The organism is Candidatus Chlorobium masyuteum (genome assembly GCF_011601315.1).
GTDB classification, from domain to species: domain Bacteria; phylum Bacteroidota; class Chlorobiia; order Chlorobiales; family Chlorobiaceae; genus Chlorobium; species Chlorobium masyuteum.
In genome coordinates this window covers 20,736-46,830 of record NZ_JAAORA010000007.1, presented here as the reverse complement: position 1 = coordinate 46,830, position 26,095 = coordinate 20,736, and the positions used below count along the sequence as shown (strand labels likewise).

At 49.4% G+C, this 26,095-nt stretch carries 25 protein-coding genes; 9 read left to right on the top strand and 16 right to left on the bottom strand.

What is annotated here, in order from left to right; translation table 11 throughout:
* Nucleotides 1–51 precede the first annotated feature (51 nt).
* Together G9409_RS10575 and G9409_RS10570 are read left to right on the top strand one after the other, a co-directional pair.
* Nucleotides 52–633, top strand: a complete 582-nt coding sequence (locus G9409_RS10575; protein ID WP_166808729.1) for a DUF305 domain-containing protein — start codon at nt 52–54, stop codon at nt 631–633.
* Nucleotides 630–2,915, top strand: a complete 2,286-nt coding sequence (locus G9409_RS10570) for a heavy metal translocating P-type ATPase (RefSeq protein WP_166808728.1) — start codon at nt 630–632, stop codon at nt 2,913–2,915. Before G9409_RS10575 ends, G9409_RS10570 begins: the two co-directional genes overlap by 4 nt.
* A 67-nt stretch (nt 2,916–2,982) precedes the next feature.
* Here G9409_RS10570 and G9409_RS10565 read toward each other — a convergent pair whose 3' ends face one another.
* The 3 genes from G9409_RS10565 to G9409_RS10555 all read right to left on the bottom strand — a co-directional run bounded on the left by G9409_RS10565 (nt 2,983) and on the right by G9409_RS10555 (nt 5,290).
* Nucleotides 2,983–3,627 (bottom strand): CAP domain-containing protein, encoded by a 645-nt coding sequence (locus G9409_RS10565; protein ID WP_166808727.1) that lies wholly within the window; start codon nt 3,625–3,627, stop codon nt 2,983–2,985.
* A gap of 62 nt (nt 3,628–3,689) precedes the next feature.
* Nucleotides 3,690–4,769: an SO_0444 family Cu/Zn efflux transporter gene (locus G9409_RS10560; protein WP_166808726.1), complete on the bottom strand. Its 1,080-nt coding sequence runs from the start codon at nt 4,767–4,769 to the stop codon at nt 3,690–3,692.
* A 155-nt stretch (nt 4,770–4,924) separates the two neighbouring features.
* On the bottom strand, nt 4,925–5,290 hold the full coding sequence (locus G9409_RS10555) for an ArsR/SmtB family transcription factor (RefSeq protein ID WP_166808725.1): 366 nt from the start codon (nt 5,288–5,290) through the stop codon (nt 4,925–4,927).
* 334 nt (nt 5,291–5,624) lie between these two features.
* Between G9409_RS10555 and G9409_RS10550 the strand changes: the two genes are divergently transcribed.
* Nucleotides 5,625–5,885: a type II toxin-antitoxin system Phd/YefM family antitoxin gene (locus tag G9409_RS10550; RefSeq protein ID WP_166808724.1), complete on the top strand. Its 261-nt coding sequence runs from the start codon at nt 5,625–5,627 to the stop codon at nt 5,883–5,885.
* Nucleotides 5,882–6,301 carry a type II toxin-antitoxin system VapC family toxin gene (locus G9409_RS10545; protein WP_166808723.1) on the top strand — a complete coding sequence of 140 codons (420 nt, stop codon included), beginning with the start codon at nt 5,882–5,884 and terminating at the stop codon, nt 6,299–6,301. The genes G9409_RS10550 and G9409_RS10545 overlap by 4 nt, the downstream gene beginning before the upstream one ends.
* Nucleotides 6,302–6,563: 262 nt before the next feature.
* On the opposite strand, the gene G9409_RS11960 is transcribed toward G9409_RS10545, so the two are convergent.
* From G9409_RS11960 to G9409_RS10510, 6 genes are all read right to left on the bottom strand, one after another.
* Complete coding sequence (locus G9409_RS11960) at nt 6,564–6,926, bottom strand: hypothetical protein (RefSeq protein ID WP_208019719.1); 363 nt, start codon at nt 6,924–6,926, stop codon at nt 6,564–6,566.
* An 89-nt stretch (nt 6,927–7,015) separates the two neighbouring features.
* A complete protein-coding gene (locus G9409_RS10530) occupies nt 7,016–9,934 on the bottom strand; it encodes an SUMF1/EgtB/PvdO family nonheme iron enzyme (protein WP_166808722.1) in 2,919 nt (972 codons plus the stop codon).
* A gap of 28 nt (nt 9,935–9,962) precedes the next feature.
* Nucleotides 9,963–11,000 (bottom strand): RNA-directed DNA polymerase, encoded by a 1,038-nt coding sequence (locus G9409_RS10525; protein WP_166808721.1) that lies wholly within the window; start codon nt 10,998–11,000, stop codon nt 9,963–9,965.
* A 166-nt stretch (nt 11,001–11,166) separates the two neighbouring features.
* Nucleotides 11,167–11,316, bottom strand: coding sequence for an SUMF1/EgtB/PvdO family nonheme iron enzyme (locus G9409_RS12220; RefSeq protein WP_166808720.1), 150 nt, complete (start codon nt 11,314–11,316; stop codon nt 11,167–11,169).
* A gap of 52 nt (nt 11,317–11,368) precedes the next feature.
* Nucleotides 11,369–11,725, bottom strand: a complete 357-nt coding sequence (avd, locus tag G9409_RS10515; RefSeq protein WP_235923309.1) for a diversity-generating retroelement protein Avd — start codon at nt 11,723–11,725, stop codon at nt 11,369–11,371.
* A 167-nt stretch (nt 11,726–11,892) separates the two neighbouring features.
* Nucleotides 11,893–15,072, bottom strand: coding sequence for an SUMF1/EgtB/PvdO family nonheme iron enzyme (locus G9409_RS10510; RefSeq protein ID WP_166808719.1), 3,180 nt, complete (start codon nt 15,070–15,072; stop codon nt 11,893–11,895).
* A gap of 230 nt (nt 15,073–15,302) precedes the next feature.
* On the opposite strand from G9409_RS10510, the gene G9409_RS10505 reads away from it, so the two are divergent.
* The 3 genes from G9409_RS10505 to bfr all read left to right on the top strand — a co-directional run bounded on the left by G9409_RS10505 (nt 15,303) and on the right by bfr (nt 16,616).
* On the top strand, nt 15,303–15,725 hold the full coding sequence (locus G9409_RS10505; protein WP_166808718.1) for a nucleotidyltransferase substrate binding protein: 423 nt from the start codon (nt 15,303–15,305) through the stop codon (nt 15,723–15,725).
* The gene (locus G9409_RS10500; RefSeq protein WP_166808717.1) at nt 15,722–16,048 is read left to right on the top strand and encodes a nucleotidyltransferase domain-containing protein; all 327 of its coding nucleotides are present in this window, start codon (nt 15,722–15,724) and stop codon (nt 16,046–16,048) included. Before G9409_RS10505 ends, G9409_RS10500 begins: the two co-directional genes overlap by 4 nt.
* A 100-nt stretch (nt 16,049–16,148) precedes the next feature.
* Nucleotides 16,149–16,616, top strand: coding sequence for a bacterioferritin (gene bfr, locus G9409_RS10495; RefSeq protein ID WP_166808716.1), 468 nt, complete (start codon nt 16,149–16,151; stop codon nt 16,614–16,616).
* A gap of 53 nt (nt 16,617–16,669) precedes the next feature.
* Here the strand turns inward: bfr and G9409_RS10490 are convergent, their stop codons facing one another.
* From G9409_RS10490 to G9409_RS10475, 4 genes are read right to left on the bottom strand one after another with little or no spacing between them, the layout of a single operon-like run.
* Complete coding sequence (locus G9409_RS10490; protein ID WP_166808715.1) at nt 16,670–17,644, bottom strand: DUF1848 domain-containing protein; 975 nt, start codon at nt 17,642–17,644, stop codon at nt 16,670–16,672.
* A 13-nt stretch (nt 17,645–17,657) separates the two neighbouring features.
* On the bottom strand, nt 17,658–17,972 hold the full coding sequence (locus G9409_RS10485; RefSeq protein ID WP_166808714.1) for a helix-hairpin-helix domain-containing protein: 315 nt from the start codon (nt 17,970–17,972) through the stop codon (nt 17,658–17,660).
* Nucleotides 17,969–19,249 (bottom strand): Y-family DNA polymerase, encoded by a 1,281-nt coding sequence (locus tag G9409_RS10480; RefSeq protein ID WP_166808713.1) that lies wholly within the window; start codon nt 19,247–19,249, stop codon nt 17,969–17,971. The genes G9409_RS10485 and G9409_RS10480 overlap by 4 nt, the downstream gene beginning before the upstream one ends.
* Nucleotides 19,250–19,255: 6 nt before the next feature.
* Nucleotides 19,256–19,708: a LexA family protein gene (locus tag G9409_RS10475; RefSeq protein WP_166808712.1), complete on the bottom strand. Its 453-nt coding sequence runs from the start codon at nt 19,706–19,708 to the stop codon at nt 19,256–19,258.
* A 410-nt stretch (nt 19,709–20,118) separates the two neighbouring features.
* On the opposite strand from G9409_RS10475, the gene mreB reads away from it, so the two are divergent.
* Complete coding sequence (gene mreB, locus G9409_RS10470) at nt 20,119–21,171, top strand: rod shape-determining protein (RefSeq protein ID WP_166808711.1); 1,053 nt, start codon at nt 20,119–20,121, stop codon at nt 21,169–21,171.
* Between the two features lie 117 nt (nt 21,172–21,288).
* Here mreB and G9409_RS10465 read toward each other — a convergent pair whose 3' ends face one another.
* Complete coding sequence (locus G9409_RS10465) at nt 21,289–23,769, bottom strand: sodium-translocating pyrophosphatase (protein WP_166808710.1); 2,481 nt, start codon at nt 23,767–23,769, stop codon at nt 21,289–21,291.
* A gap of 310 nt (nt 23,770–24,079) precedes the next feature.
* On the opposite strand from G9409_RS10465, the gene pth reads away from it, so the two are divergent.
* Nucleotides 24,080–24,652, top strand: coding sequence for an aminoacyl-tRNA hydrolase (pth, locus tag G9409_RS10460; protein WP_166808709.1), 573 nt, complete (start codon nt 24,080–24,082; stop codon nt 24,650–24,652).
* 5 nt (nt 24,653–24,657) lie between these two features.
* Here the strand turns inward: pth and G9409_RS10455 are convergent, their stop codons facing one another.
* Nucleotides 24,658–25,488, bottom strand: a complete 831-nt coding sequence (locus G9409_RS10455) for an alpha/beta fold hydrolase (protein ID WP_166808708.1) — start codon at nt 25,486–25,488, stop codon at nt 24,658–24,660.
* A gap of 63 nt (nt 25,489–25,551) precedes the next feature.
* The gene (locus tag G9409_RS10450; RefSeq protein ID WP_166808707.1) at nt 25,552–26,094 is read right to left on the bottom strand and encodes an RNA methyltransferase; all 543 of its coding nucleotides are present in this window, start codon (nt 26,092–26,094) and stop codon (nt 25,552–25,554) included.
* Between the last annotated feature and the right edge of the window lies 1 nt (nt 26,095).

The window sequence follows — 26,095 nt, the reverse complement described above, 5'->3', positions numbered from 1 at the left end:
CTCGATTTATAAAGCTGCCACAACTGGTTTCAATCTTTTCCTGGAAAATCAATGAAAAACATCTCTCTCTCCCTGGCCGTTGCGCTGAGTATAGTCATGGCAGTAATCGGCATCGGTGCGGGGTACTGGCTCACTCCCCAGTACTCCCTCTCCATGTATGACAAAAACACCATGAATCTTGGTCAGGCGGATAAATGGGTTGACCTGCGCTACCTTGACGGCATGATCGCCCACCACCGGGGAGCAATCCTGCTTGCTGAAAAGGCCTCGATAAGCCAGCGGACGGAGATCCGAAATCTGTGCAAGGAGATCCTGAAAAACGAGCCGGTGGCCATAGCCGAGCTCTACCAATGGAAAAAGGAGTGGTATGGGGACCAGCGAAAGGTCCGGGACCCGGAGGTAGCGAACCTCGGCAGCAGTGACAGCAAGCTGGAGCTGCGATTCCTTAATGCTCTGATAGCTCATCATGAAAATGGCGTCCGCATGACCAGGGAGATCCGCCTGAAGTCAAGCCGGAGTGAAGTACTCGACAATGCCGATGCTGTGGAGCAGTTCCTCAAGGGGGGGCTTGGCATGCTCAGGGAGTGGAGAAAAGAGTGGTATAACGTTATTGACACAAATCCCTACCTATGACAACGACCGGAACATACAGCGTGAAAGGGATGCACTGCGCAAGCTGTGCAGCCATCATCACCAAAAAGCTCTCAAAGGTTGAGGGAATCACCCGCGCAGATGTCAATCTTGCCACAGAGAAGGTCACCATTGCTTTCGACCATGAAACCCTTCCGGTTGAAGCACTCAATGATGCCGTCAGCAGATATGGCTATGCCATTGCGGCTGAGCCGGGAGCCACAGGCGCCGGGGAAATGCAGAAAATCGCAGCCTCCGGAGCTATCCGCCTGAAGGAGGAGAAAGAGCAGGCGCTTCTTGATCAGAAAGCAAAAGTGCAGTTTGCCCTGCCGATAGCCCTGCTTGTCTTTATCCTCATGATGTGGGATATCGGCTCAAGGTTTATCGAGAGTGTGCCGAACCTGCCGATTCCTATGGAGCTCTTCAATATTATCTCCATGGTTCTTGCCACCTGGTTTGTCTTCAGGATCGGAGCACCATTCCTGCACGGCATCGTCATGTTCCTGCAGAGCGGAGCCGCAAGCATGGACACCCTCATCGGCATCGGTACCCTCACGGCATACGTCTACAGTGCACTTATCACCCTTATCCCCTCACTGCGGGAGCTGCTGCGCGTGCCCGACTACACCTACTTCGACGTTACCATTGTCGTGATCGGTTTTGTTCTGCTCGGCAAATATCTTGAAGCCCGCTCAAGGATGAAAACCGGTGAAGCCATTGAAAAGCTGATTAATCTTCAGGCCAAAACCGCCATTGTGCTCAGGGAGGGAAAAGAGATGGAGATCGCGGCTGAAGCGGTCAGAAAAGGCGATACGGTTATCATCAAACCCGGGGCAAAACTTCCGGTAGACGGCATCATCATTGAAGGGTTCTCCGCAATAGACGAATCGATGGTGACCGGAGAGTCCATTCCTGCTGATAAAAAGAGCGGGGATGAAGTTATCGGCGGCACGATCAACAAACAGGGCTCCTTCACCTTCAGGGCATCAAACGTCGGCTCCGACACGGTTCTGGCCCGCATCATCCGGATGGTTGAAGAGGCGCAGGGGTCAAAAGCGCCGATACAGGAGATTGCCGACAAAATCGCAGGGATTTTTGTGCCCGTTGTGCTCATTATTGCGGCTGCAACCTTCCTGATCTGGATCACTGTCGGTTCCTCATACCTCGGTTTTTCAGTTGCACTCTCCTACGCCATATCGGGCATGGTCGGCATTCTTGTGATCGCCTGCCCCTGTGCACTCGGGCTTGCAACCCCGACCGCCATCATCGTGGGCATCGGCAAAGGGGCTGAATACGGCATCCTTATCCGCAACGCCGAAAGCCTTGAAAAACTCAGCTCGATCGATACCGTTGTGTTTGACAAAACCGGCACCATTACCACCGGAAGCCCGAAGGTTACCGATGTCACCCCTCTCTGTGAAGGAACAACTCCCGAGTCGCTGCTGCAGATCGCGGGCAGTGTTGAAAACCGCTCCGAACACCCTCTGGCAGAGGCTATTCTTGACGAGGCAAAGAGGCGCTCGATCACCCTCAGGGATATCTCGGAATTCAAAGCACTTGAGGGGATGGGGGTGTCGGCAACCATTGCCGGACTGCCGGTTACTATCCGCAAACCTGTGGCGGCTGAAAGAGAACTGGCCGAAGTCAGGAGGCTTCAGGCAGAGGGAAAGACCGTCGTCATGATTGAAGAGAACCGGATCGCTCTGGGGTTGATTGCGCTCAGTGACACCGTCAAAACCGAGGCAAAGGCGGCCGTAGCGGCACTGCACAAGAGAGGGCTGAAGGTCATCATGCTGACCGGCGACAACCGTGCTGCGGCGAACTACATGGCTGGTCAGGTCGGCATAGATGAGGTGATTGCTGAGGTTCTCCCCACAGAAAAGGCGGCTAAAATAAAGGCGCTTCAGTCTGAAGGGAGGAAGGTTGCCATGGCGGGTGACGGCATCAATGATGCTCCGGCCCTTGCACAGGCCGATGTCGGCATTGCCATGGCAACGGGAACCGATATTGCCATAGAGTCCTCCGGTATAACCCTGCTGAAGGGCGATATCAACAAGGTTGCTCAAGCCATCACCCTCTCACGCGCCACCATGAATGTTATACGCCAGAACCTCTTCTGGGCTTTTATCTACAACATCATCGGCATACCGCTTGCTGCAGGTGCACTCTACCCTTTCTGGGGAATCTTTCTGAACCCGGTATTTTCAGGACTTGCGATGGCCGGAAGCAGCGTCTCGGTAGTAAGCAACTCATTGCGCCTGAAAGCAAAAAAGCTGGATCGATAAGCACATAAAGATGGGAGTGAGTGAGGATGCGGCATTGATCCCCATACGTTGGAACCGGCAGGTAAGGCTATCTGCCTGAAGGGTCGGATTCCTCTCCGAACCAGACAACGGCGTATGAACCGGAGATGGCCACCCCGACCGCATTCCACTGAAGCCGCTCCCACTTTCCCGAGTTGGTGATTACGGCATTGTGTGCTGACGATCCCTCCCAGAGCGATAACGCATGTGATGGCAGCATCCTTCCGCTGCTCGTACAGGCCGCAACCTCAAAGCCGTTTCCGTTGTAGGAGGTCAGCTCCCTCGGCTTGCTCCACATCCTCTGTACACTCTCTCCTCCGTTGTAACAGACCGGCTGCCACGACCCATATTCCGACCAGCTGTGCAGGTTGCATGAGCCTGAAGGAGGGTGTGCCTCAAGGTCACGAACATGCAACCGGGCAACACGCGAAAGGTTTGGTGAAACAGGAATCGGAGGCTTCCCCTCACTCCTGCGGTAATCCATAAGCAGACGGTAGAGCTGGGCTTCTTCATCCGAAAGCGACACCCTTGAACTCTTTCCCGCTCCATGCGAAGCCTGAAGGATCTCTGCGTCACCGCCATATGGAGATCCATCTGCAGCAAAAGCAGTAACAGAGTGAGCGATGAGGAGAGCAACAGGAAGCACTATCCCTGCAAGCGAGCGGAACAAACTGACCATACCCTGAATCATCATTTTAGCATATCCATAAAAATAAATACGCCATAAATATAACGTAAATATGATGAATTACACTCTTAATGGGAATGACCACGCTGTTTTTTTGGCAGCAGTGATTTCAGCACAAGCAGGAGAAGCACAACAGATGCAGCAATGGAAACAATGCCTGCCTCCTCGTGAGCCCCTTTACTGACCCAATGGGTGATATCGTAGCCAAGGTATCCATACAGGTCATTGACCACTACTCCCGCAATGAGAGCGATGAGTACAATGCTCGCCAGATAGATGAGAGCCGATTTTCTGCCAAGCATTCTGAAAATCACCGGGAGCGATGCCGCATTGGTTGCCGGACCGGCAAGAAGAAACACAAGGGCGGCTCCAGGGGATATGCCTTTCAGAGCCAGAGCGGCAACGATCGGAGTCGAAGCTGTAGCGCAGACATAGAGCGGCACGGAAACGATAAACATCACGAGCATCGAAAGATATTCATTCGACAAATAGCGGCTTACCACTTCCGTTGAAACAAAAACCGAGATGAGGCCGGAGAGCAGGATACCGATAAAGAGCCAGAGCCCGACATCGTTCAAGAGATCGCCGAAGGCAAAGCTCATACCCTCCCTGAATTTTCCGGAAACCGTCAGTTTTTCCTGCTTTTTATGACCGCAGCAGCATGAAGATGCACAGGCACTCTCCCCCGGTTTATCTGCGTCAGCCGCAACATCGTTTGCGCTCTGCTTTCCGGCAAATGAAACCGCAATACCGGTTGCAATAGCCATAAAAAGCGCAATAACCGGCCGGATAACGGTCATCAGCGGATCGAGCAGCGCCCAGGAGACCGCAATGGAGTCCACCCCGGTTTCGGGTGTTGAAATAAGAAACGCTGCAACAGGACCATTCCCGGAACCCTGTTTCTTCAGGCCTGCTGCAGCCGGAAGCACTCCGCAACTGCACAGGGGAATGGGAATGCCAAATAATGACGCCTTGAAAATACTCGCCATTCCCCCGCCCCCAAGATGGGTGGCAACAAAATCATCAGGAACAAATGCCTTGAGCACTCCGGCAATAAAAAAACCGAGCAGCACAAAAGGGGCGGCTTCGAGAAGCACACTCCAGGATGCGGCCAAAACACTCAGGAAAAGGGTATAAAAATCATGCATATCAACACCTCATTTAGGCTTATCTGTAAAACTGTTATCAGGAGGCGACCTTATCCCTCTGCCAATATTTCGCTCCGCAGGAGCTGCGCTTTTAGCCTGTCACATATTCTCACATGATTATATGTTCATGTTTTAAGCAAAAAAAAAGAGCCGCTTTACCTCCCTTCCCTGATGTGTTCGGAACCGGTCCGGATAAGGGTTGAGACATGGGTGTCGTCAAGAGTGTAGAGCACATTCTTTCCCTGCTTGCGCGACTTCACGAGCTTGGCATCCCTCAGCACCCGCAACTGATGTGAAACTGCGGACTGATTCATGCCGAGAATAGAGGTGAGATCACAAACACAGAGTTCCGAGAGACAAAGCGCATTGAGAATCCGTATTCTGGTATGATCGCCAAGCACCTTGAAAAGCTGTGCAAGCTCCTCCTGCAGCGGCTCCCCCGGCATCTCTTTGCGAACACGCGCAACAACATCCGGATGAAAACACTCCTCCTGACAACCCTCAGCTCGATGTTCCTGCATATTTTTGACTCTATTATGGGCACCTCTATTTATTTATTCCGAAACCCGATTACTGCGTTGGGTGGTGCTCGAAATCCTCATGTACTCCGTGTACACTCCGGTTTCTGTGCTCCATCCGCCTTGTCCTCGGGCTTCTCACGACAATAAATAGAGGCGCCCTTATATGAACAACCACTCATATAATAACAAAAAGAGGTGATTTGTAAAATAATGCAATAACATTTACTCTCACGAAGAGGTCCCTGGAAACGAATTTGAAAACGAGCCTGTTGTTGGCTATATTCTGGCTATCGGTAGCCAGAATATAGCCAACGTTATTATTGGAGAGAAACAGATGAAAACATGGCAACTGCAACAGGCCAAAAATCATTTGAGCGAAGTTGTCAGAAACGCGCTTCATGACGGGCCGCAGACCATTACCCTTCACGGCACACCTGCTGCTGTTGTTCTCTCATTTGACGAATACACCAGGTCGGTGAAGGCCGCCAAACCAACAGAGCCACTTTCAGGCTTTTTTCATAATTCACCGCTCAGGAAAGCCTGTATTGACCTCCAGCGCTCAAAAGATACAGGCCGGAGTGAGGTGATACTATGAAATACCTTTTGGATACCTGCGTAATATCTGAACTGGTCAGACCGCTCCCTTCACCAAAAGTTATGGAGTGGATTGACCGTGGTGATGAGCAGGATTTTTTTTTGAGCGTTATTACTCTTGGTGAAATCGAAAAAGGGATTTCAAAACTCGCAGACGGCAAGAAAAAAACGCAACTGCAGGCATGGCTTGCTTATGAGTTGCCGGAACGGTTCAATGGACGAATCCTCACAGTCACAACCGAAGTTGCACTCCAATGGGGAGGAATACTCGGAGATGCAGAAAAAAAAGGAAAGGCACTCCCCGTCATCGACGCTCTCATTGCTGCAACAGCAATAACTAACGGGTTAACTCTGGTCACCCGCAACACATCTGACATGACCGCATCCGGGGCACCTCTTTTTGACCCATGGGAGTAGTCACGGAAAATGTTTATAAATCTCTTTCCTGTGCAAAAGGCGGGTAAAAACAAGTTCATTCGCGGCAAACTCTATCCCTATCCGATTATCTCCCACACGAATACGATAAAGGTATCGTAACCTTGAAGCTTTTTCAGATTTCTGATTTCGGTCAAACTGTCAGCTTCCTTGCACTCAAGAATAATTTCCCTGATTTTTGGCAACAGCCTGCTATCCCGCAGCTTTTGAAGCTCCTTTGCAAATCCATGTTCAAAAAAAACATTTACCGTGCATTGCCATCAAGAATGGCAAAAATTTCATCCTCTGAGACACATTCATTTTTTCTCCCTTCGGCAATAGCATTTGCCAACCCAACATCCTCCAAAGCCTCTATCACAATGTCATAGAAAAGGCTTTTTTTCGTGTTTAAAAGATCTACTACAACTTCCGCAAGCAGTTCTTTGGTTTTTTCATCACGTAAATGGAGTTCCATGATAATATCTCCCGCCTGCAAAATGTTAATCTCAAATTTCCCCTGACAAACAGTAACACGTACAGCATAAGCAATTTTGTTTTTAATAAACGTGCTGCATCTACTGCCTTTTACAGTATAAACATTGTTTACCCGGAAATAAACCTTCTCCACTCCTGCCAAACATATTTCGGGCCGCCTCCGGCGACCATTCCATGAATTAAATTCCTTTTCAGATTTCCAGAGAACAGAAGATCAGAAAATCAGGAAGAGGAAAGAGGACTGGAACGAACTACTCGAAAACCGATAAGGTTGAGCCAGCTGTCGGGATTGAAGTAGTTCCGGACCGAACAGCGCAGAAGCTCAGGTTTAAAGCTCCACGAACCCCCGCGCAAAGAACGGTACTCTTTCTTTTCGTCATATAAATTATCCATCCACTCCCACACATTACCGGCCATATCATACAATCCTTCCGGTGTTGCTCCTTCCGGGTAGCTCCCGACGGGTGTAGTTGCGCCAACATTTTCCCCATAATTCGCCAGCTTTGACGTTGGCTCTCCCTTCTCTTTACTCCAGGGATATTTACGACCATCTTTTCCAGCGGCGGCATACTCCCACTCCTTGTCTTTTGGCAAACGATAACGATCAGGATCAGTACCCTTGCTCTCAAGCAGCGAAAGCCAGAGGCAGTAGGCTCGGGCAGCATACCAGCTCACTCCAACAACCGGCTGATCATCCTCGTTAAAACGCCGATCATCGTCATATTTTGAACAACACCTCTTTGAGAGAAGTGGCTCTTCATCCAGATATTTCAGGAATCCCGGTACGGTACCGGCAAGTTTAAAAAGCCTGTCACTCAGAATATCGTCAGCTTTGGCATTGTCTGCGGATTGCAGATAGGTAATAAAATTTCGATACAACTTATTTGTAACAGGATATTTGGCAACATAGAGATCCCCCACTTGCTCTTTACCATCTACGGAGTGGCGGCCGTTTCTGATAAGGATGTACTGTGCATTTTGTTCAAAAGCACTAAAAAGCACCTCTGGATGCTCGTCCCCGACACCATCACCCGGCTGATCCAAGTCTGCCGGATTAACAGCAGGTACGGCGACTTCATCGGTTACAATCACTTCATCAGCTTTTCTGAGCAGCTCCGTATCAGCCAACGGGCTCAGTGTCTTGAACCGTTGTGCAGTCTCAACCGCCTGTCGGGTACCTACGGTTTTCAGGCACTCCAGAAGGTAATACTGTTTATTGCGTGGTGTGTCAGGATGAAGCAGTTTATCACGAAAAGCATCTACAGTTTGCGGTGCCTTGCGGATTAATTTCTGCAAGAAATTCAATGTTTTCGGATCAAGAAAATCACTTTTTGGTGAATCAAAAAATGCCAGCATGAACTTGTTGAACAAGAATGAATCAACCTGCGCAGCAAAAAAAAGCAAAGGTTCATCCCACCATTCGTCTCCTACCTGCCCAACCAGATTTTCTATTCGATCAGGTTCAGATGTAACACTTCTAACGAGCTGCAAACCGGCAAGATACTCCCGGAATGTCTTATGACTGAAAACATAGGTCGAACCTGATATCCCAAGAACACCGGCTCGTGAAACAAGGTTATGGCAAATCTCCTCAGCCCTGTATTTGCTTCTATACTTGTAGTCCAGAATATCAACGTCCTGCTGCATTCTATCATGAAACTTCTCCATATCGGCCGAATCCTTTTTCATGTCCTGCATCCAGAGAGAGACCGGTTCCAATAACTTTTTGAACTCGGTTGCAGGAAGAAACGGAGGAATTCCTTTCTCATTTTCCCGATAAAAAAGCAGATAATCCAATGCGACGCTATAGAGCTTTTCACGGTTTTCGGGTATAGCCTTGCTTTGTTTCCAAAGAATTGCCATAAGTTGCAGGAGCAGCGGTATACCTGCGAGGTCCTTGCGCATTCCCTCGTTTTCCGGTTGTGAAAGATAGGTGTCAACCGCACTGGCGTTTTCTCCTGCAACCTTTTCAACTTCGGCTATCCTGACCTTACTGCAACCCTTTTCGTCACGATAGAGGTCACGTAAAAAAGTAGCGCGGAACCATTTCTGCAAAAAATCGCGCTGTTGATCAACGGTAAATCGTTTGACGTATGCGGGTAGTTTATCAACCTGGAGTGCGGTTTGCTCATTTTCACCATACCCCTTGTCACGTGTGGTCACCACAAAAAAAGCTTGTTTCCAGTTTTTGGAGGCATCCGAAATCCAGATACAAACCTTTTTTCTTTGCTCACTGTCGCTTATTTCATCAAGACCGTCAAGAAGTACAAGCGACCTTTGCTTTTTCAGGCGATTCTCAAAAAAAGTATCGGATATCTTCAGGTTCGGTTGAAAACAGTCTGCCAGTTTTTCGGAAAACGATTTCTGCTCAGACCCTTGAGCTGCCATTTTACTCAATGGCATATAGAGTATTGGCACAGGAAAAGTAAATCCCGCCAACCTGAGGCTGCTGAGCGCAAAATGCTTGATGATGGTTGTTTTTCCTGAACCAGGTTCCCCTATGATCACCAGCATGCGCGATCTTTCTACGACATAATTCAGCGCTGCAATTGGAGTAACATCTGATGTTTTTGTTTCCGGTGTTCTTGCATAAGTCCCCTGTTGTTGATGCTGCTCATTAACTGAAATATCAGGGGGGACAAAGGTCTCCGGCAGATCAACAGCTTCCCTTGCACCATCAATACCCGGCATTCCGAATATTGTGTTTTTACCAAGTTCCTCTATCAACCGATCACTGTAGCGCTCGGCATCAGTTTTATGCTGTTGTTCTTTTTTCTCTCTTTCTTTTTCCCTTTCATGCTCATCTCCAACACCGTTCTTCACTTGTTCCGTTTCTTTTACATCATAAAGTCTCCGACTACGAACATAAAGAGTAACCACTAACGCCAGTGCTGCTATAACCAGCGCTCCAACAGGAACATAACTGATCCAACTAAACTGTGTTTCCATTTTTTTATTCACAGCTTCCGAATCCGGTACAATCTTTTTGCCGGGGTTTGAGTTTCCTTGCGCCGAAGTATTCTCAACATCCGGCGGCCTTGCAGCCTCAACTTTCGCAATAACGATATCGGGAATGGCTGCAATGAGAAGCAGAACAAACCAGAAAATTCGGGCCTTCAAGGTGATGCTTTGAAATCGCATAGCGCTGCTCGATGATTTGTTAATGATTTTAACACTCACTTTCCGGCAATAAACCAAGCGAGTGCAAAAGATTGCGGGTGTCAGCCTGCCGGGCATGACCAACCCAGCCTGAAAGACTCTGCCGGAGAGTGACGGGGTCAGCAAGCACTGAACTCCGGATTCTTTTTTTTGCTCTCCGAACGTTTTCGGAAGGGAGCTTTCGGTATGAGTGATACACTTTTTGGCCAAGAAAACACTTGCCCTCAGTTGATGGATAGAGTTCCGTTCTTTGAGGATTGAGTATCAACCGGTATTGTTGCAAAAACTCTTCGATTGCCTCTTTCCATGCCCATAACTGAACTTTTTCATTGGAAAACAATACCCCGTCATCAACGTATCGAACATACCCTCTGCATCGCAGTTGCTCTTTGATATAGTGATCAAGGAAGCTCAGATAGTAGTTGGCAAACCACTGGCTGGTGAGGTTACCGATAGGCAACCCGCGCCGTCTTTCATAGGGAGTAAAAAGAGTATCTCCCGGGAAATAGTGACTATGCTCCGCTTGCGCGTTACTATTGTCAATAATCAGGTCAATCAGCCACAGCGTATCAGCACACGATATTTTTCTCCGCAATAAAGTTTTGAGGATGTTGTGATCAATCGACGGAAAATATTTTCTGATATCAAACTTCAACCCATATTGATATTTTTTCAGGAAGTGCTGGTAGCGCTCTATTGCCTTGTGAGTCCCCTTGGCTGTTCTGTTGGCATAGGTATCAAAAATAAAGGTACGTTCAAGAATAGGCCCGACAAAAGCGATCAAGGCATGATGTACAACCCGGTCCCTGAATGGCGCCGCACTGATCTGCCGGGGCTTTGGCTTATAGATGCTGAAGGTTTTATATGAACCGGGCTGATATGTTTTATTCTTGAGCTCAGCAATAATTTCCCAGAGATTTTCTTCAAAATGAGCAAAAAAACATAGCACCGACAGGTTTTCACGCTTCCCTTTTGCCGCTTTGTGGGCGGCTGATAGCATATTTTCAAAAGAAATAATGCAGTCAAAGAGGTTTTTGCTGCGTTTCATGCTGTATAAGAAAAAAAGCAGACAGCTTTTTCAATTACTTACTCAAGCAGCCTGCCTTATCTGTTCTGTTTGTGCATGCCCCGGCAGGTAACCGGAAACAAGCCTCAGGAGAAAAAGCCGGATGTCATGCCCAAAAAACTGTCCGTTATTCCTTGAAATAACGGCATCATAATGGGCGTTTACGCGCATTGAAAAAGGCATGATTGGAACGAACTACTCGAAAACCGATATTGTTGTTCCTGTTGTCGGGATTGTTGTTGTTCCGGACCGAACAGCGCAGATTTTCAGGTTTATTGTTCCACGAACCCCCGCGCAAAGAACGGGCAGCTCATTTAGCGACTCTTTTCCTCTATTCTGAACAACGATAGTTATGAATTTTCAGCGACTTGTTCAATTTTTTTCAACCAGCCGCCAAGCATCTTTCCCAATTCGGTAATCTGGCAACTTCCAAATTCATAGGAGGTTATGCTAATAAATTTCAGTTCATAACTCAGGCGAAACAGTATGCGTAACCGTGTCAACACCTCATCAGCCTGATGCAAGAGATCTGATTTCTTCTCCCGCATATTGGCTATCGCAACAAGCTCGGTAAACTCCAGCACACCATTTTCCAGACGGAGAGCAATGCTGAAGCGATAGCTTTTAGGGAATTTTCCAGTGTGCAGCAGTAGCCATTTTGAAAAATCATAGGCCTTTTTCGCAATCAGCATGTCATGACCGGCCATAAAAATATTCCTCAATCCGTTACTTTTTCTCCTCGCAACCATGATCCCTCTCTTCCGTTCGGGATGACGCTGCTCGAAATTCATACTCTTCCTCACCCACTCATCGCCCATAACCCATCACTCATCACATTTCTTTCCAGATTTCCAGAGAACAGAGGATCAGAAATTCAGGAAGAGTAAAGAGGACTGGAACGAACTACTCGAAAACCGATATCGACGCCCCAGTCGCCGGGATCGAAGTCGCCCCGGACCGAACAGCGCAGATCCTCAGGTTCAGCGCCCCACGAACCCCCGCGCAAAGAACGGGCAGGAGCGTATTTTTCGTGTATACTATCCGTCCACTCCCACACATTTCCGACCATATCGTACAGTCCCTCTGGTGTCGCCCCTTCAGGGTAGCTCCCGACGGGAGTGGTTGCACCAACATTTTGACCATAATTGGCCAGTTTCGGGTTTGGTTCGCCTTTCGCCTCAGGCCAGGGATAGTCTCGAACTACCCGCTCTCTCTTTCCCTGCCTGCCTCCTGCGGCCCACTGCCACTCAACTTCATTCGGCAAGCGGTAAGCGTCTGCTGTGCCCTCAAGCAGCGAAAGCCACAGGCAGTATGCTTTTGCGGCATACCAGTTCACACCAACAACAGGCTGATCATCTCCGCCGAATTTGCGGTCTTCATCATAACCGGAACGAAACAACTTAGCAAGATCCTTTTTCCCTGAGCTGAGATATTTTTGAAATCCTGCATCCCACTCGCTCTTTCCTGCAATTTCATCCAGACGTTCCCTGAACGCTTTTGATTCACCAAAGCCTGAAATAAATGATCGGTAAAGCCTGTTGGTAACAGGATATTTGGCGAAATAGAGATCAGTTTTCACATTCCTTTTCTCTTTTGTCTCCGAGTCAAGATAGCTCCCTTTTCTTATCAGGATATACTCTGCATTGTGCTCATTCGGATTGCGAAATGATTCCGGGAGATTTTCCGGCGTGATAATCGTAGGCACAGTCGTAACCGATGAGAGGTTTTGCTTTATTAAATACTTTGCATCTAAACCGAATAGCAAAGTGAACATAACATCTGTTGTCCGGTCAGCAACATCACTGTTTTTGGCCAAACCCTCTGTTTTAAACTGCCCAATTGCTTTCAACGCCGAACTCTTGCCAACAGTCTTGAGGCAGTCAAGAATCACCCGCTGACGCTCGACTGTAGTAGCAGGATCAAGCAGTTTTTTGCTTAGAGCGTCAATCTTTTTCCCCTTTGCCTCTTCGATGAGCGTCATCAAAAGTATCTGCTGCTTTTGTGTCAGTGCTTCGCTCTGCGGTGCATCAAAGAACTTTTGCATAAAGGCATCGAAAACATTGGCGTCAACCGAAGCAATGAAAAAGCGGAGCGGCTCTTCCCACCAGTCCTCTCCGAAGTGGGTCACGAGAGTATTGAGCATATCGTCAGAACGATCCTCCTTGAGTTGAACGCCTGCAAGATATTCACGGAATGATTTGTGCCGGAAGAGGTACTCTTTGCCCGCACTCTCAACCAGCAAGCCCGCGCGTTTAACCAGATAGTCGCAAAACACCTCCGCTGTTGGCGGATTGTCAAGCGTATCAAGCCTCTCCTGCATTTCGATGTGCATCTCTGCTTTTGGTGCTTCATCTTTTTCAAGCCGCTCCTGCATCCAGAGCGAAACCGGCCCGAGCACCTGGCGGGCACGCGAGGCTGAAAGAAGCGGAACTATCTTTCGGCGCTTGTCGCGAAATTCAAGCAAATAATCAAGCGCTGCTTCGTAGAGCTTTACCCGACTTTCAGGCATATAGTCACGATCCTTCCAAAGTATAGCCATAATCTGCAAAATCATCGGTATGGCCGCAAGTTGACGCAATCCCCTGTTTTTCGGGATCTTGAGGTGCGCCATAATAGCTATGGTTCTCTCATGGGCTTCCGCTCTCTGCTTTATTTGCCAGCCAGCTTCGTCAAATCCCTTTTCACAGGGTTCTTTCAGGAAAGCAGCCGTGAACCAGTTTGAGAGAAACCGCTCCTGCTGCTCCGAAGTAAAGTCCTGTACATCAGCCCGCTCGTAGTCGGCGGCAAGCTCGATGCCCTCCTCCTTGTTATAGCCTGTCGCCCGTGACGTAACCACAAAGCGGGCCTTGCGGAATCCGCTCCAAGCATGGTCTATCCAGTCGCACACCGCTTTGCGCTCTTCCGTATCACTGATTTCATCAAGGCCGTCAAGCAAGACGAGAGCATCACTGTTCAGCCATTCTCCGAAAATCCCCTCCGGAATGGTTTGATGATGCTTGGCTGACCAGCTTGCAAGGTTTACTGGCAGTGAATCAGAAAAATCGCCCTTTTCATCACGCAAAAGCTCGCGCAGCGGCAGGTAAAACACACTGACCGGAGAGGCAAAGCCAAGCCGGGTATAATCCTCCATTGCACACAGGGCATAGTACTTGAGCAGTGTCGTCTTACCGGCTCCGGGATCACCGATGACAAGGAGCATTCTCAGACCCCTGCGATCATGAAATGCCCGCTTCATGATTTCGTCGGGAGAAAAAATATGCTCGCTCTCCTGAGAGGCTCTCTTTTCAGAAAACACCTTCTCTGAATCATACTTGCCGGAAAGGCGAAGCGGCACAAAGGTGTCATCATTCAGGTTAACCTTGACGCTCTCTACTCCCGGCATCCCAAGCATGCGGATATATCCCTGCTCCTCTTTCAGTATTGCCTGATAACGGCGTAACACCTCATCAGTTGGAATGGATTTCTTTGTCGTTTTAACTCCGGAAGTGAAGAACCATTCCCGTATTTTCAAGTCAAGATGACGGGATAAATGGGTACGGAACTTTGCTCTGCTGTTGTATTCCCATACCAGACCATCAATCTTCATCGCCACCTTGAACTCATCAAGCTTTGCTTTCTGCTCAGAATCGATCTTGCTTGGGTTAATGGGCATATCGGAAAAATAGAGCATAACCGGACGCTTCAGCACGGTCAGCATCCGCTGCACCTCTTCAACTGCTCCACCGGGAGCAATTTTCGTAGGTGTTCCTATACGATTCCAAAAAATCCCTATCGCACAATCACAGTCATCAACTATCTGGCGGGTAATTTGAGGTTGTGGCCCCTCGTCATTGCCCCGGTTTTCCGGAGCTGCATGTTTTTCCCAAAGCACTGCTTCGAGAACCATATTCCGCTCATCACCATTACGGATATTCCAGTCCTGTATGACCTCCTCAACAATCTTTCGCTCCTTATCGACATCACCCGGCGAAGCAACAAGAATTTTTACCTTTTTTATTCCGCTATCCGAAGCAGCGTATACAGGTTGCAATGTCCGCAAGGGTGTAACAGCCATGTGAATGGATTAACCAGGGTTAACGAATGAGTAAGAAAGACAATATAGTGTACTCTCTACGAAACGGGAAAGTATCCGGAGTATGCGACGATGGCAAAAGAGAAATCCGAACCCGCTTCGGGGGATTTATGGATTAGTGTGCGGTGATTTTAAATGTTTTGTAAATTACTGGCGTCCGGTACCTGATACTTTTGAAATATGTGATCATATTCTTTTTCTGGAGCTTCGTTATGATGACAGATATCCGATGGGTTCAGCGTTTCAACAACTTCCTTAAAGCTTTTTCACAATTGAAAGCGGCAGTTGAACTGGCTCAACAACGCAAACTTTCAACACTTGAAGAGCAGGGTTTGATCCAGTCATTTGAGTACACCCATGAACTGGCGTGGAAAACATTGAAGGATTTTCTTGAAAATCGGGGTGTTGCTGATTTATATGGTTCCAAAGACACTACACGTGCCGCCTTCAAGGCTGGTTTGATTGAAAAAGGAGAGACCTGGATGGAGATGATTCTGAGTCGAAACCTGACGACCCACACCTATGACGAAACCACAGCGGCCAACATATCGTCCGCTATTCTCAACGACTACTTCGCTGCATTTGAATCACTTCTGGTAAAACTGGAAAAGCTGAAAACAGAAACGACACCATGATGTACGGTCTGCAGGATGAAACAATCCGGAAAATACACAAGGTCATTGCTCTTTACCCTCAGGTGGAACAGGCTATCCTCTATGGTTCCCGTGCAAAAGGAACGCATAAAAACGGCTCGGATATTGACCTGACACTTTGCGGCACGGCATTAACCACCAAAACACTGTTTGAGATCAGTGAAGAGATTGACAACCTGCATCTGCCCTATACCATTGACCTCTCCATTTTTTCCGATATCGACGATCCGGGTATTATTGAACACATCAAACGCATCGGTGTTATTTTCTATACACGGAATCACAATATTTCACAGCTTTCATGATTTGGCGGAAAAGATATTGCTGGATTGCGGATTATCAGCTTTATTATACGAAGTGCCTATATGAAAGATTCCATTATCAACACGAATCAAGGAGAGACCGATGAAAGGAAATCCGAAAATAATCGAAAAGCTCAACAGCCTGCTCGCTGATGAGTTGACAGCAATCAACCAGTACATTGTGCATTCGGAGATGTGCAGCAACTGGGGTTATGAAAAACTCCACAACGCTGATGAAAAACGTGCGATTGATGAAATGAAACATGCCGAAAAACTCATCGCACGAATCCTCTTTCTCGAAGGTATTCCGGTAGTCAGCGACCTCAAAAAGATAAAGATAGGAGCTGACGTGGCCGCCCAGCACAAAAACGACCGGCATTCGGAAGATGGAGCTATCGCATCCTACAATGACGGAATCAAGCTTGCTGTCGAACTCGGAGATAACGGCACCCGTGAACTGCTTGAATCAATCCTCCGCGATGAGGAGGCTCACATCGACTGGCTTGAGGCTCAAATCGACCAGATCAGCCAGATGGGGATACAGAATTACCTTGTCGAACAGTTGGGATAAACCGGCATCAACGCTCATTACTCTTCACCCGGGACCTCCCGGGTGATTTTATTCTATCCAAACAGTTCGCCCTGATGCAATCCGGCATCGGATAGTGTTCGCGCTGAAGCAGCTCGCTTGCGGGGTGCAGGCGTTGTGATTGTTTCGTCTCCGTGCAGGCTGTCGCAGAGCATCGGTGATGATGGCTCGTATGCTTCAAAAGCTTTGCCTGCCTTTGCCTGGCTGGCAACAGCATAGCAGTAGAGGCAGCCGTGCGGGCAGGTATCATAGCTGCCGATATCCCGGCTCTCGATGCAGCCACAGGCGTGGCGCTGGCTGCTGTCTTTTTTGGTTACCGTCATCCTTCGACCGGAGATGCGCTCGACAAGCCCGCCATCAATACAGCGACTGTGCATGATGCCGTAACGGGAAAGATCAACCTCCTGACTGCATGTACAGAGTGCAATGCCCCGTTTTGCGGCGATATCGGCAAAGAGAGCCGCCAGATCACCCATCTCCGCGCTGTCAGGCAGGGTGTAGCGGAGATTGCGCATACGGTTCCTCACCTTGCGGTAGTCGTCAAGAAAACTGATGATGCAGCGCCCGGTATAACCTGAAAGTTGTTCTGCGAGCTTTTGAAAAGAATCCGCATGCCAGGCCGGGGTAAACTGATCGGTGATGAGAACGGGATCATACCGCCACACCACTTTTTCAGGACCGACAAGTCGAGAGAGCCGCCGGAACACCTCAACAAGAGAACCCTTCTCCGGCACACCGGGCTCCAGCACGGAGTCATAGGGCGTAAGGGTAAAAAGAAAATAGTATGCATATCCCATCGCATCAATTTCCGGCAGACGCGAAAGAAAGGGTGCAGGGTTTTTGGTCCAGAAGACAAGGGCATCAACCGTTGCCGGGGTCAGCATAATTCTGCTCACCTGTTTCGGCTGCATGGGGTTGCGCACCAGAACCTCACCGGCCTTCAGGCGGTTCACAAACCACTCACCGTAGAAGGCGGGGATGTCGGTGCGACGGCTGGCGCTGATAATCATAATGGCACCTTTATTAATTTGTTCCCTCCCCTCCTGCTCTCTCCTGGCTGAGCAGCCGCTTCCGCTCTTCGGTAAACGACCACCAGGTGCGCGGCTCACTGCCCGACATGAAGCTGGTGAGCGACATGAAGACGTCAAGCACGCAGGGATCCTGACGGGTATCGGTTATGCGGCACAAATCGTGATACATCTCCAACGCCGAGCGGCCCGCAAGCTGCTCCGGCCGGAAAATACCAATCAACCGGAGATCACGTGCCAGGGATGCACCAATGTTCGGCAGATCGGTCAGTTCTTTGAGCCTGTCTCTTGATACCTTTGCGGGATTCATGGCTTCACCTCAATGATATCACTCCAGCGGGTTGTGTAAGCAGCAGAGAGGTTTTCCTGCCGCTGCTTCCATCCCGATGCGCAGTCGGAAGCAATGCGGAGTGTTCCCGGTCCGTAACGAAAGTTCAGAGCATCAAGCGCCTCCATGAGGCCTGGCGCCCTCCCCTGCTTTTCCGGCAGCGGATCGGTGTCGAAGAGCGAAAGCGTAGTCTGTTGCGGTTCGCACACGGAACCGATCCCGCTCAGAATAACCCCGGCTTTTCTGTACTCATATCCCCTCCGGTAGAGACGCTCAAGCGCAAGCGTTGCCGCCTTGAGCAGAAGCAGGGTATCGTTTGAGGGTGCCGGAAGCGAAAGGGTCTCGGTTCCCCAGTACCGCTTCTCCTTTGGAGCAAACGGGCTGGTACAGGCAAAAACCGTAACCAGCGAAGCTCTTGATTCTTCCCGGCGGAGCTTGAACGAGCATTTGGAAGCAAAATGCACCACGGCATGCTGAAGCTCCTCCTTTGCAATCACGGGCGTACCGAACGAACGGGATGTACAGATCGACTGCTTTGGTGGCCGCACCAGTTCGAGAGGAAGGCATGAGCGGCCATTCAGCTCCTCCTGAACCCTTGCCCCGGTAATATGGAGGTTCTGTCGGACCCAGGGCGGAGGAGCTGCGGCAAAATCCAGCGCGGTATGAATCCGGTGCCGGTGCAGGAGCGCGCCGTAACGGCCACCGATTCCCCATATATGCTCAACCTCCATGCCGGAGAGAACATCGCGGATCCCGACATCCGTCCTCAAAAGAGAGACCCCGCCGAGAGATGCGTTTTTCTTGGCCATACGGCTTGCCGCCTTGGCAAGGGTTTTGGTGGCACCGATACCGATGCTGACAGGAATGCCGGTATGCTTCTCCACGGTCCGCCGGATTTGACGGGCATAGCGCTCAAGATCAAAACGACCGAAACCGCTGAGGTCAAGAAAACACTCATCGATGGAGTAGATCTCAATATCGGGAGCAAAATCGGCAAGCGTCCTCATCACCCGTGCGGAAAGATCACCGTAGAGCGGAAAGTTGGCCGAGTAGATGGCTACACGGTGCTGCTGAAGCAGCTCCCTGCATTTGAATGCCGGTTCACCCATACCGAGACCTATAGCCTTGGCCTCTTCCGACCGGGAGATAAAACAGCCATCATTGTTGGAGAGCACCACAACCGGACGACCCCTCAATCCGGGGTTGAACAGCCGCTCGCACGACACATAAAAGTTGTTGCAGTCAATCAGGGCAAACATGACACTCTACCTTGCCTTGTGGATGATATAGGTTACAACACCCCATACCAGAAAATCATTCTCCTCCGTGATCCGGATCGGAGTGAACTCCTCGTTGGCCGGCATCAGGAGAAGCCCGTCAGCTTGCTGCATAATCCTCTTGACCGTAAACTCACCGTCCAGAAAACAGATGGCAATATCTCCATCCTTAGGGTCCAGTGATTTGTCGATCACCAGAATATCTCCTTCCAGAATCCCGGCATCAATCATGGAGGAGCCCTTTACCCTGGCATAAAAGGTGGCGGCCGGATGGCGGACAAGAGCCTTGTTGAGATCAAGGCTGAGCTCCATATAATCATCAGCTGGAGAGGGAAACCCGGCAGAGACGCCGGTTTCGGCAAACGGAAGCCGCAGTTCGGTCGAAAGATCCGGCGAGTAAAAGTCAATCACACTACTCTGATAGATTCTGGTCAGTTTCATAGGTATTCATCCATTCTGACGGCAATGGCAGGCAGGTGAAATCAAAAAGAGCCACCCGCAAGTACAAGCAAATAAATATATAACGTATACAAAAAGCGTGCAGATATCCTGCCGTACGGCAACCGGAACACCCTCGTTGTCTCTCGGTAAACATAAACAGAATCAACTGCATTTCCCCCTGATTTCTGAACACCTTTACGTTGGTCAAAAAAATTTGCTACTCCATTGAGAGTGTTCCTGTGATTTTTTTTGGGAGTGAGCTAAAGCATTGTGTAACTTGACGCATTCAGAAAAGTGGCACCGCTGATCATAACCCGGAAGGAGAGATCAATGGTATTTTCAAGAGGAAAACAAAACCCGGTTTCACAAGCTACTGCTACCCCCATGAGATTACACAGAACCATCATAACATGAGTTTTTTCAGCAACCTGTTCAGGGATATCGCTATTGATCTCGGAACAGCAAATACATTGATATATATACGCAACGAGGGCGTTGTATTAAATGAGCCGTCAATAGTTGCCCGCGAACGAAATTCAGGAAAGGTTGTTGCCATCGGCAATGAAGCTCTTCTCATGCATGAAAGAACCCATCCCGGCATCATCACCATCCGGCCTCTGGCCAATGGGGTCATTGCCGACTATGAAGCAACGGAGGAGCTGATAAAGGGTTTGATCAAAAAAACAAGGAGCCGCTTCTCCTTGGGTATCCGCCGAATGGTTATCGGAATTCCGTCAGGAATCACCGAGGTTGAAAAACGAGCCGTACATGATGCCGCCGAGCATATAGGAGCCAAAGAGATCTATCTGGTATCGGAACCGATAGCCGCTGCAATCGGCATTGGACTTGAGTTCAATGAGGCAAGAGGAAACATGATTGTCGATATCGGTGGCGGCACAACAGATATCGCCGTTATTTCACTTGGAGGTATTGCATCCGGAGAGTCTCTGCGGGTTGCAGGAACTGATATAACAAACTCGATTATCCGGCACTTCAGGAAAACATACAACATGTCCATCGGTGAACGTACCGTTGAAGAGATAAAAATGCAGATCGGCTCGGCCTACAAGCTCGACACGGAAATGACCATGACCGTAAAGGCGGTCAACATCAAATCCGGGCTTCCCGAAGCGATGAAAGTCGATTCTGTAACCATCAGGGAGGCCATTTCCACCCCGATCGGCCAGATCATTACGTCGATAAAAAAAACCCTTGAGATGCTGGTCGTGAAACCGGAACTCTCGGTGGACATTCTTGATCGCGGCATTTTCCTTGCAGGAGGAGGAGCACTCATCAAGGGTATTGACAAAAAAATCTACGAAGAGACCAAACTTGCCGTCCATATCACCGAAGATCCGCTGACCGCTGTTGCAAGAGGAACAGGTGAAATCCTTGAAAATATCGAAAAATACCGCCCGGTGCTCCATTCGAGCAAACGCTATGCTCTGAGAATCCCGGGCTAACCCCCCCTCTCCCTGTGAGGGCGAACGCTCTCCGGTAATGCATCTCCTCTCAAAAGGTCATGTAACAACAAAAGCCGCATCACTGCGGCTTTTGTTGTTATGTCAAGAAAGAGCGACTTAATGTTCGTCAACCTTGATTCTCATGGAGAAGAAGGAGCGATGAACATAAACCAGCGAGAGGGCAAAGAAGATTGCGGACAGGGTCAATGCCAGCTGCGGAGGCAGTTCGATAGCCAGCTCGATAGCAAGCAGACCGAACAGCGTGGTGAACTTGATGATCGGGTTCAGGGCAACCGAAGAGGTGTCCTTGAACGGATCGCCGACCGTATCACCGACAATCGAGGCATCATGCAGTTCGGTGCCTTTGGCGTTGAGCTCGGTTTCAACAAGCTTCTTGGCATTGTCCCAGGCTCCACCGGCATTGGCCATGAAAATAGCCTGGTAGAGACCAAAAAGAGCAATGGAGATCAGGTAACCGATAAAGAAGAAGGAGTCAAGACAGGCAAAGGCCAGTGTTGTAAAGAATACGGTCAGAAAGATGTTAAGCATACCTTTCTGTGCAAACTTCGTACAGATCTCCACAACCTTCTTGCTGTCCTCAATTGAAGCCTTTTCTGCGCCGCTATCCAGCTTGATGTTCTGCTTGATGAATTCAACAGCATAGTAGGCTCCGGTAGTTACCGCATTGATGGATGCACCGGTAAACCAGTAGATCACCGCACCGCCCATCATGAGGCCGAGCAGGAACGGAGGAGAGAGAATGGAGAGCTTCGCAATGGAGCTGACATCGGCAAGACCATTGGTAAGGATCATGATAATCGAGAAAATCATGGTCGTTGAACCCACTACCGCCGTACCGATAAGCACCGGCTTGGCCGTTGCCTTGAAGGTATTGCCAGCGCCGTCGTTGGCTTCAAGGTAGCGTTTTGCATTGGTAAAGTCAGGCTGGAAGCCGAACTCGCTCTCAATCTCTTTAGCCGAAACGTTTTCGATCAGAGAAAGCTCATAGACCGACTGTGCGTTATCGGTAACCGGACCGTAGGAGTCAACAGCAATGGTCACCGGACCCATGCTCAGGAAGCCGAACGCTACAAGACCGAAAGCAAAGACGGAAGGAGCAAGCATGATCACCTTGTCAAGCCCGACCGTAAGGATTCCCTGTGCTGCAATCAGCTCAGGCGTCAGACCAAGAGTCGTGAGTCCAAGCGTGCTGAGGCCGTAAGCGCCTGCCATAAGACCCACAATGGCAAGACCCATCCAGTAGGCACTGAAGTTACCGGCAACAAGACCGGAAAGAATATTTAAAGCGGCTCCACCCTCTTTGGTGCACTGCACCACGTTGCGTACATGGGCACACTCGGTTGAGGTAAAGCGGTTGACCAGTTCAGGAATAAGAGCACCGGCAATTGTTCCGCAGGTGATAATCGAAGCAAGCTTCCACCACATGGTACCGTCACCAAGCGTGCGGATCAGATAATAGGATGCAATGTAGGTAAGAATGATCGAGACAATAGAGGTAAGCCAGACAAGCGTGATGAGCGGTTTCTCGAAGTTCATCTCGTCAGCATTGCTGTACTTCATCTTTGCATAGGCAGCATTGACCCAGTAGGATACTGCGCTGGCCAGAATCATGACAAGGCGCATGGCAAAAATCCATACAAGCAGCATGATCTGGATTTCAGGAGCCTTGATAGCGAGCAGGATGAAGGAGATCAGGGCAACACCGGTAACACCGTAGGTTTCAAAACCGTCAGCTGTAGGGCCGACCGAGTCACCGGCATTGTCACCGGCACAGTCAGCAATAACGCCGGGGTTACGGGCATCATCCTCCTTGATCTTGAAAACAATCTTCATAAGGTCGGAACCGATGTCGGCAATCTTGGTAAAGATACCGCCGGCAATACGCAGCACCGAAGCACCGAGAGACTCACCGATGGCAAAGCCGATAAAGCAGGGTCCGGCAAAATCATTGGGCACAAAAAGCAGAATGCAGAGCATGACGAAAAGCTCGATGCTGATAAGCAGCATACCGATACTCATGCCGGCTCTGAGCGGAATGGCATAGGTCGGAAAGGGTTTTCCGCCAAGACTTGCAAATGCGGTTCTTGAGTTGGCAAAGGTATTGATCCTCATGCCGAACCAGGCAACCGTATAGCTTCCGAGGATACCGATAAGACTCGCCGCAAGAATGGAAAGAACCTTTATGGTTTCCAGATTACGAAGCCAGCCGAAGTAAGCAACAATAATTGCTCCGATGAGAACCCAGAGAACAAGAATAAACTTGCCCTGTGTGATCAAATAGGTTTTGCAGGTAGCATAGATCAGCTCACTGATCTCCTTCATGGCACTGTGAACAGGCAGATTGCGGATGCCCATATACTGTACTACACCAAAGAGCATCCCGAACAGGCAGATGGCAAGCCCCCACAACAAAAGCGTGTCGCCGGGAATCCCGCCAAGAAATGAGACCGAGTGTAGATCCGGCAGTACCAGATCGGCCTCGCTGGCATGCGCAACCTGCGACTGCAGCAGAAGCCCGAGTCCTCCCAGAACCGAACCGGCTCTGGCCAACCATGTAACATTCAAAGGTTTTTTCATTGCAACTTTTTTACTGTTATTCTTGATTCAAAAAAAGAATGTAGCTCAGCAAAATCACCATCGCGCAATATCCCTGTCGAGAACAGGACTCCGTAAATTGCAACTTTTTTCATGAATCTCAATACCTTTTCGCAGAACTTCTTAGCTCTTCCCCGCTATTTTTGATCTTCCCGAATTCTCTCTGTTTCCGGCTCAAAAAATGATTGGTTATTACAGATTCTGCCCGGCCTCTCTTATATTCATTCCGTCGGCAATTGGCATACAGTCCAATTGTAAACCAAAATCACTTACCGATTTACGCTTCTTCGCCATGAAACTTGTTGCCGGTCTTGGAAACCCTGAATCCCGCTACACAGGAACCCGCCATAATATCGGCTTTGAAGCTGTGGAAAAAATCGCTGATTTTTTTCAGGAAGGATTCAGTGCCGGTAAAGGCAAATACCTTGCGGCTAAAATCCGGCATGAAAAAGAGCAGGTCATCCTTATCAAACCGATGACCTACATGAATCTCTCCGGCCACGCGGTTGTAGCTGCCATGAATTTCTATAAAATCGCAGCGAGCGATATCCTGGTGATCTGTGATGATCTGAATCTTCCGTCAGGATCAATACGCCTTCGATCCAAAGGATCAGCGGGTGGACAGAATGGCCTGAAACATATTATCGAATCTCTTGGAAGTGATGAGTTTGCACGTCTGCGAATAGGTATCAAACCTCAGGATCAGCCTCTGGGCTCTTTTTCGTCGTTCGTGCTTGGAAAATTCAGTGAAGAGGAGCGATCGGTTATGGCGGGTGTACTTCCGGTATGCCGGGATGCCGCGCTTGATTTCGCCGTGAACGGTATCAATCATGCCATGAACCACTTCAACAAACCGGCAGTATAGCTCCTTCAGGAGGAGGCACATCGAAGCACCGCCGGCTCAGGCAGAATACCCGCAGATATTTTTTTCAAAAACAGTATCGCCCGGCTGTTGAACTCGGCCGGCTGATCGACATTGCAGACATGACCGGAATTGCCGATCACCTCAAGCCATGAATTGGTGTGCCGCGTAATGATGTAGCGTACAGCGGGCAGAAACATGTGATCCTCATCGCCCATCAGGTAGAGCGTCGGAATTCCGGTATCCTTCTCCTCAAAATATTTCAGGAGCGGCGATATTTCATTGGTCAGCCTGAACCAGCGCATGAACTCTTTCTGCGCCACCTTTTTGGCCTCATTGACAAAGAGCAGGCGCGACTTTTTATGACGCGGGCTCGGCATGATGATCCATGCAAAAAAACGATAGAGCCACATATAGGGCACAACCCGCTTGAACATATTGCCGAGGGCAACAAGTACCCTCGCCCGGATATTGAGCCGGAGAATCGCTCCACCCAAAACCATTGAGGTTACGCGCTCCGGAGCGATTTCACTGAGATTGCGGATAAGAATGGTGCCAAGCGAGATACCGATGAAGTGGGCTTTACGGATATTGAGCGAGTCGAGCACTTCGATAATGTCACGGGTGATATCCTCAAAATCGTAATGACGCTCCTCCTTGTGAGGCAGCATACCTTTCGACCTGCCGTGACCCCGAAGATCAACCAGCAGGACATTGAAATACCGTATAAACTCCTTGATCTGCAAAAACCATATCGAAGAACTCCCGCCGGCTCCATGGACAAACACCACCCATGATGCATCGGGATCATCCAACTCGTATGTCTTGTAATGAAGCATGGAGGAACCGTGTTAAAACATTGCAGCCTCAATAAAAAGAGAACAAGGGCACCCTGTAAAAAGTTACACTCCACTCCGGATAACACGCACAAACTCAAACAGAGCTATCCCTGATGCCACAGCGACATTAAGCGAATGCTTGGTACCGAACTGCGGAATCTCGAGAACCTCATCACAGAGCTCAAGCACCTCGTTTTCAAGGCCGTCAACCTCATTACCCACAACAAGGCAGAGCGGAAAATCACCGGGAGTGAGCGCACTATAGGGACGGCTTCCTTCCGTAATCTCAAGACCGCAGATGTTCACCCCTGCACGCTTCAATTCCAGAAGCGCCACAAGCGGGTCGGCTTGATACTCCCATGTAACACTATCCTGGGCTCCGAGTGCGGTTTTATCAATCTCTTTTCTCGGTGGTGTGGCTGTATAACCCGAAAGAATCATTTTCTCAATTCCGGCAGCATCAGCTGTCCGGAACATTGAGCCGACATTCCACATACTGCGGATATTGTGCAGCATCAGATAAATCGGGTGTTTCGGGGCTCCGGCATACTCTTCCGGGCTCAGACGGTTCATTTCCGAGCCATGCAGCTTTCTGAACCCCTGCATG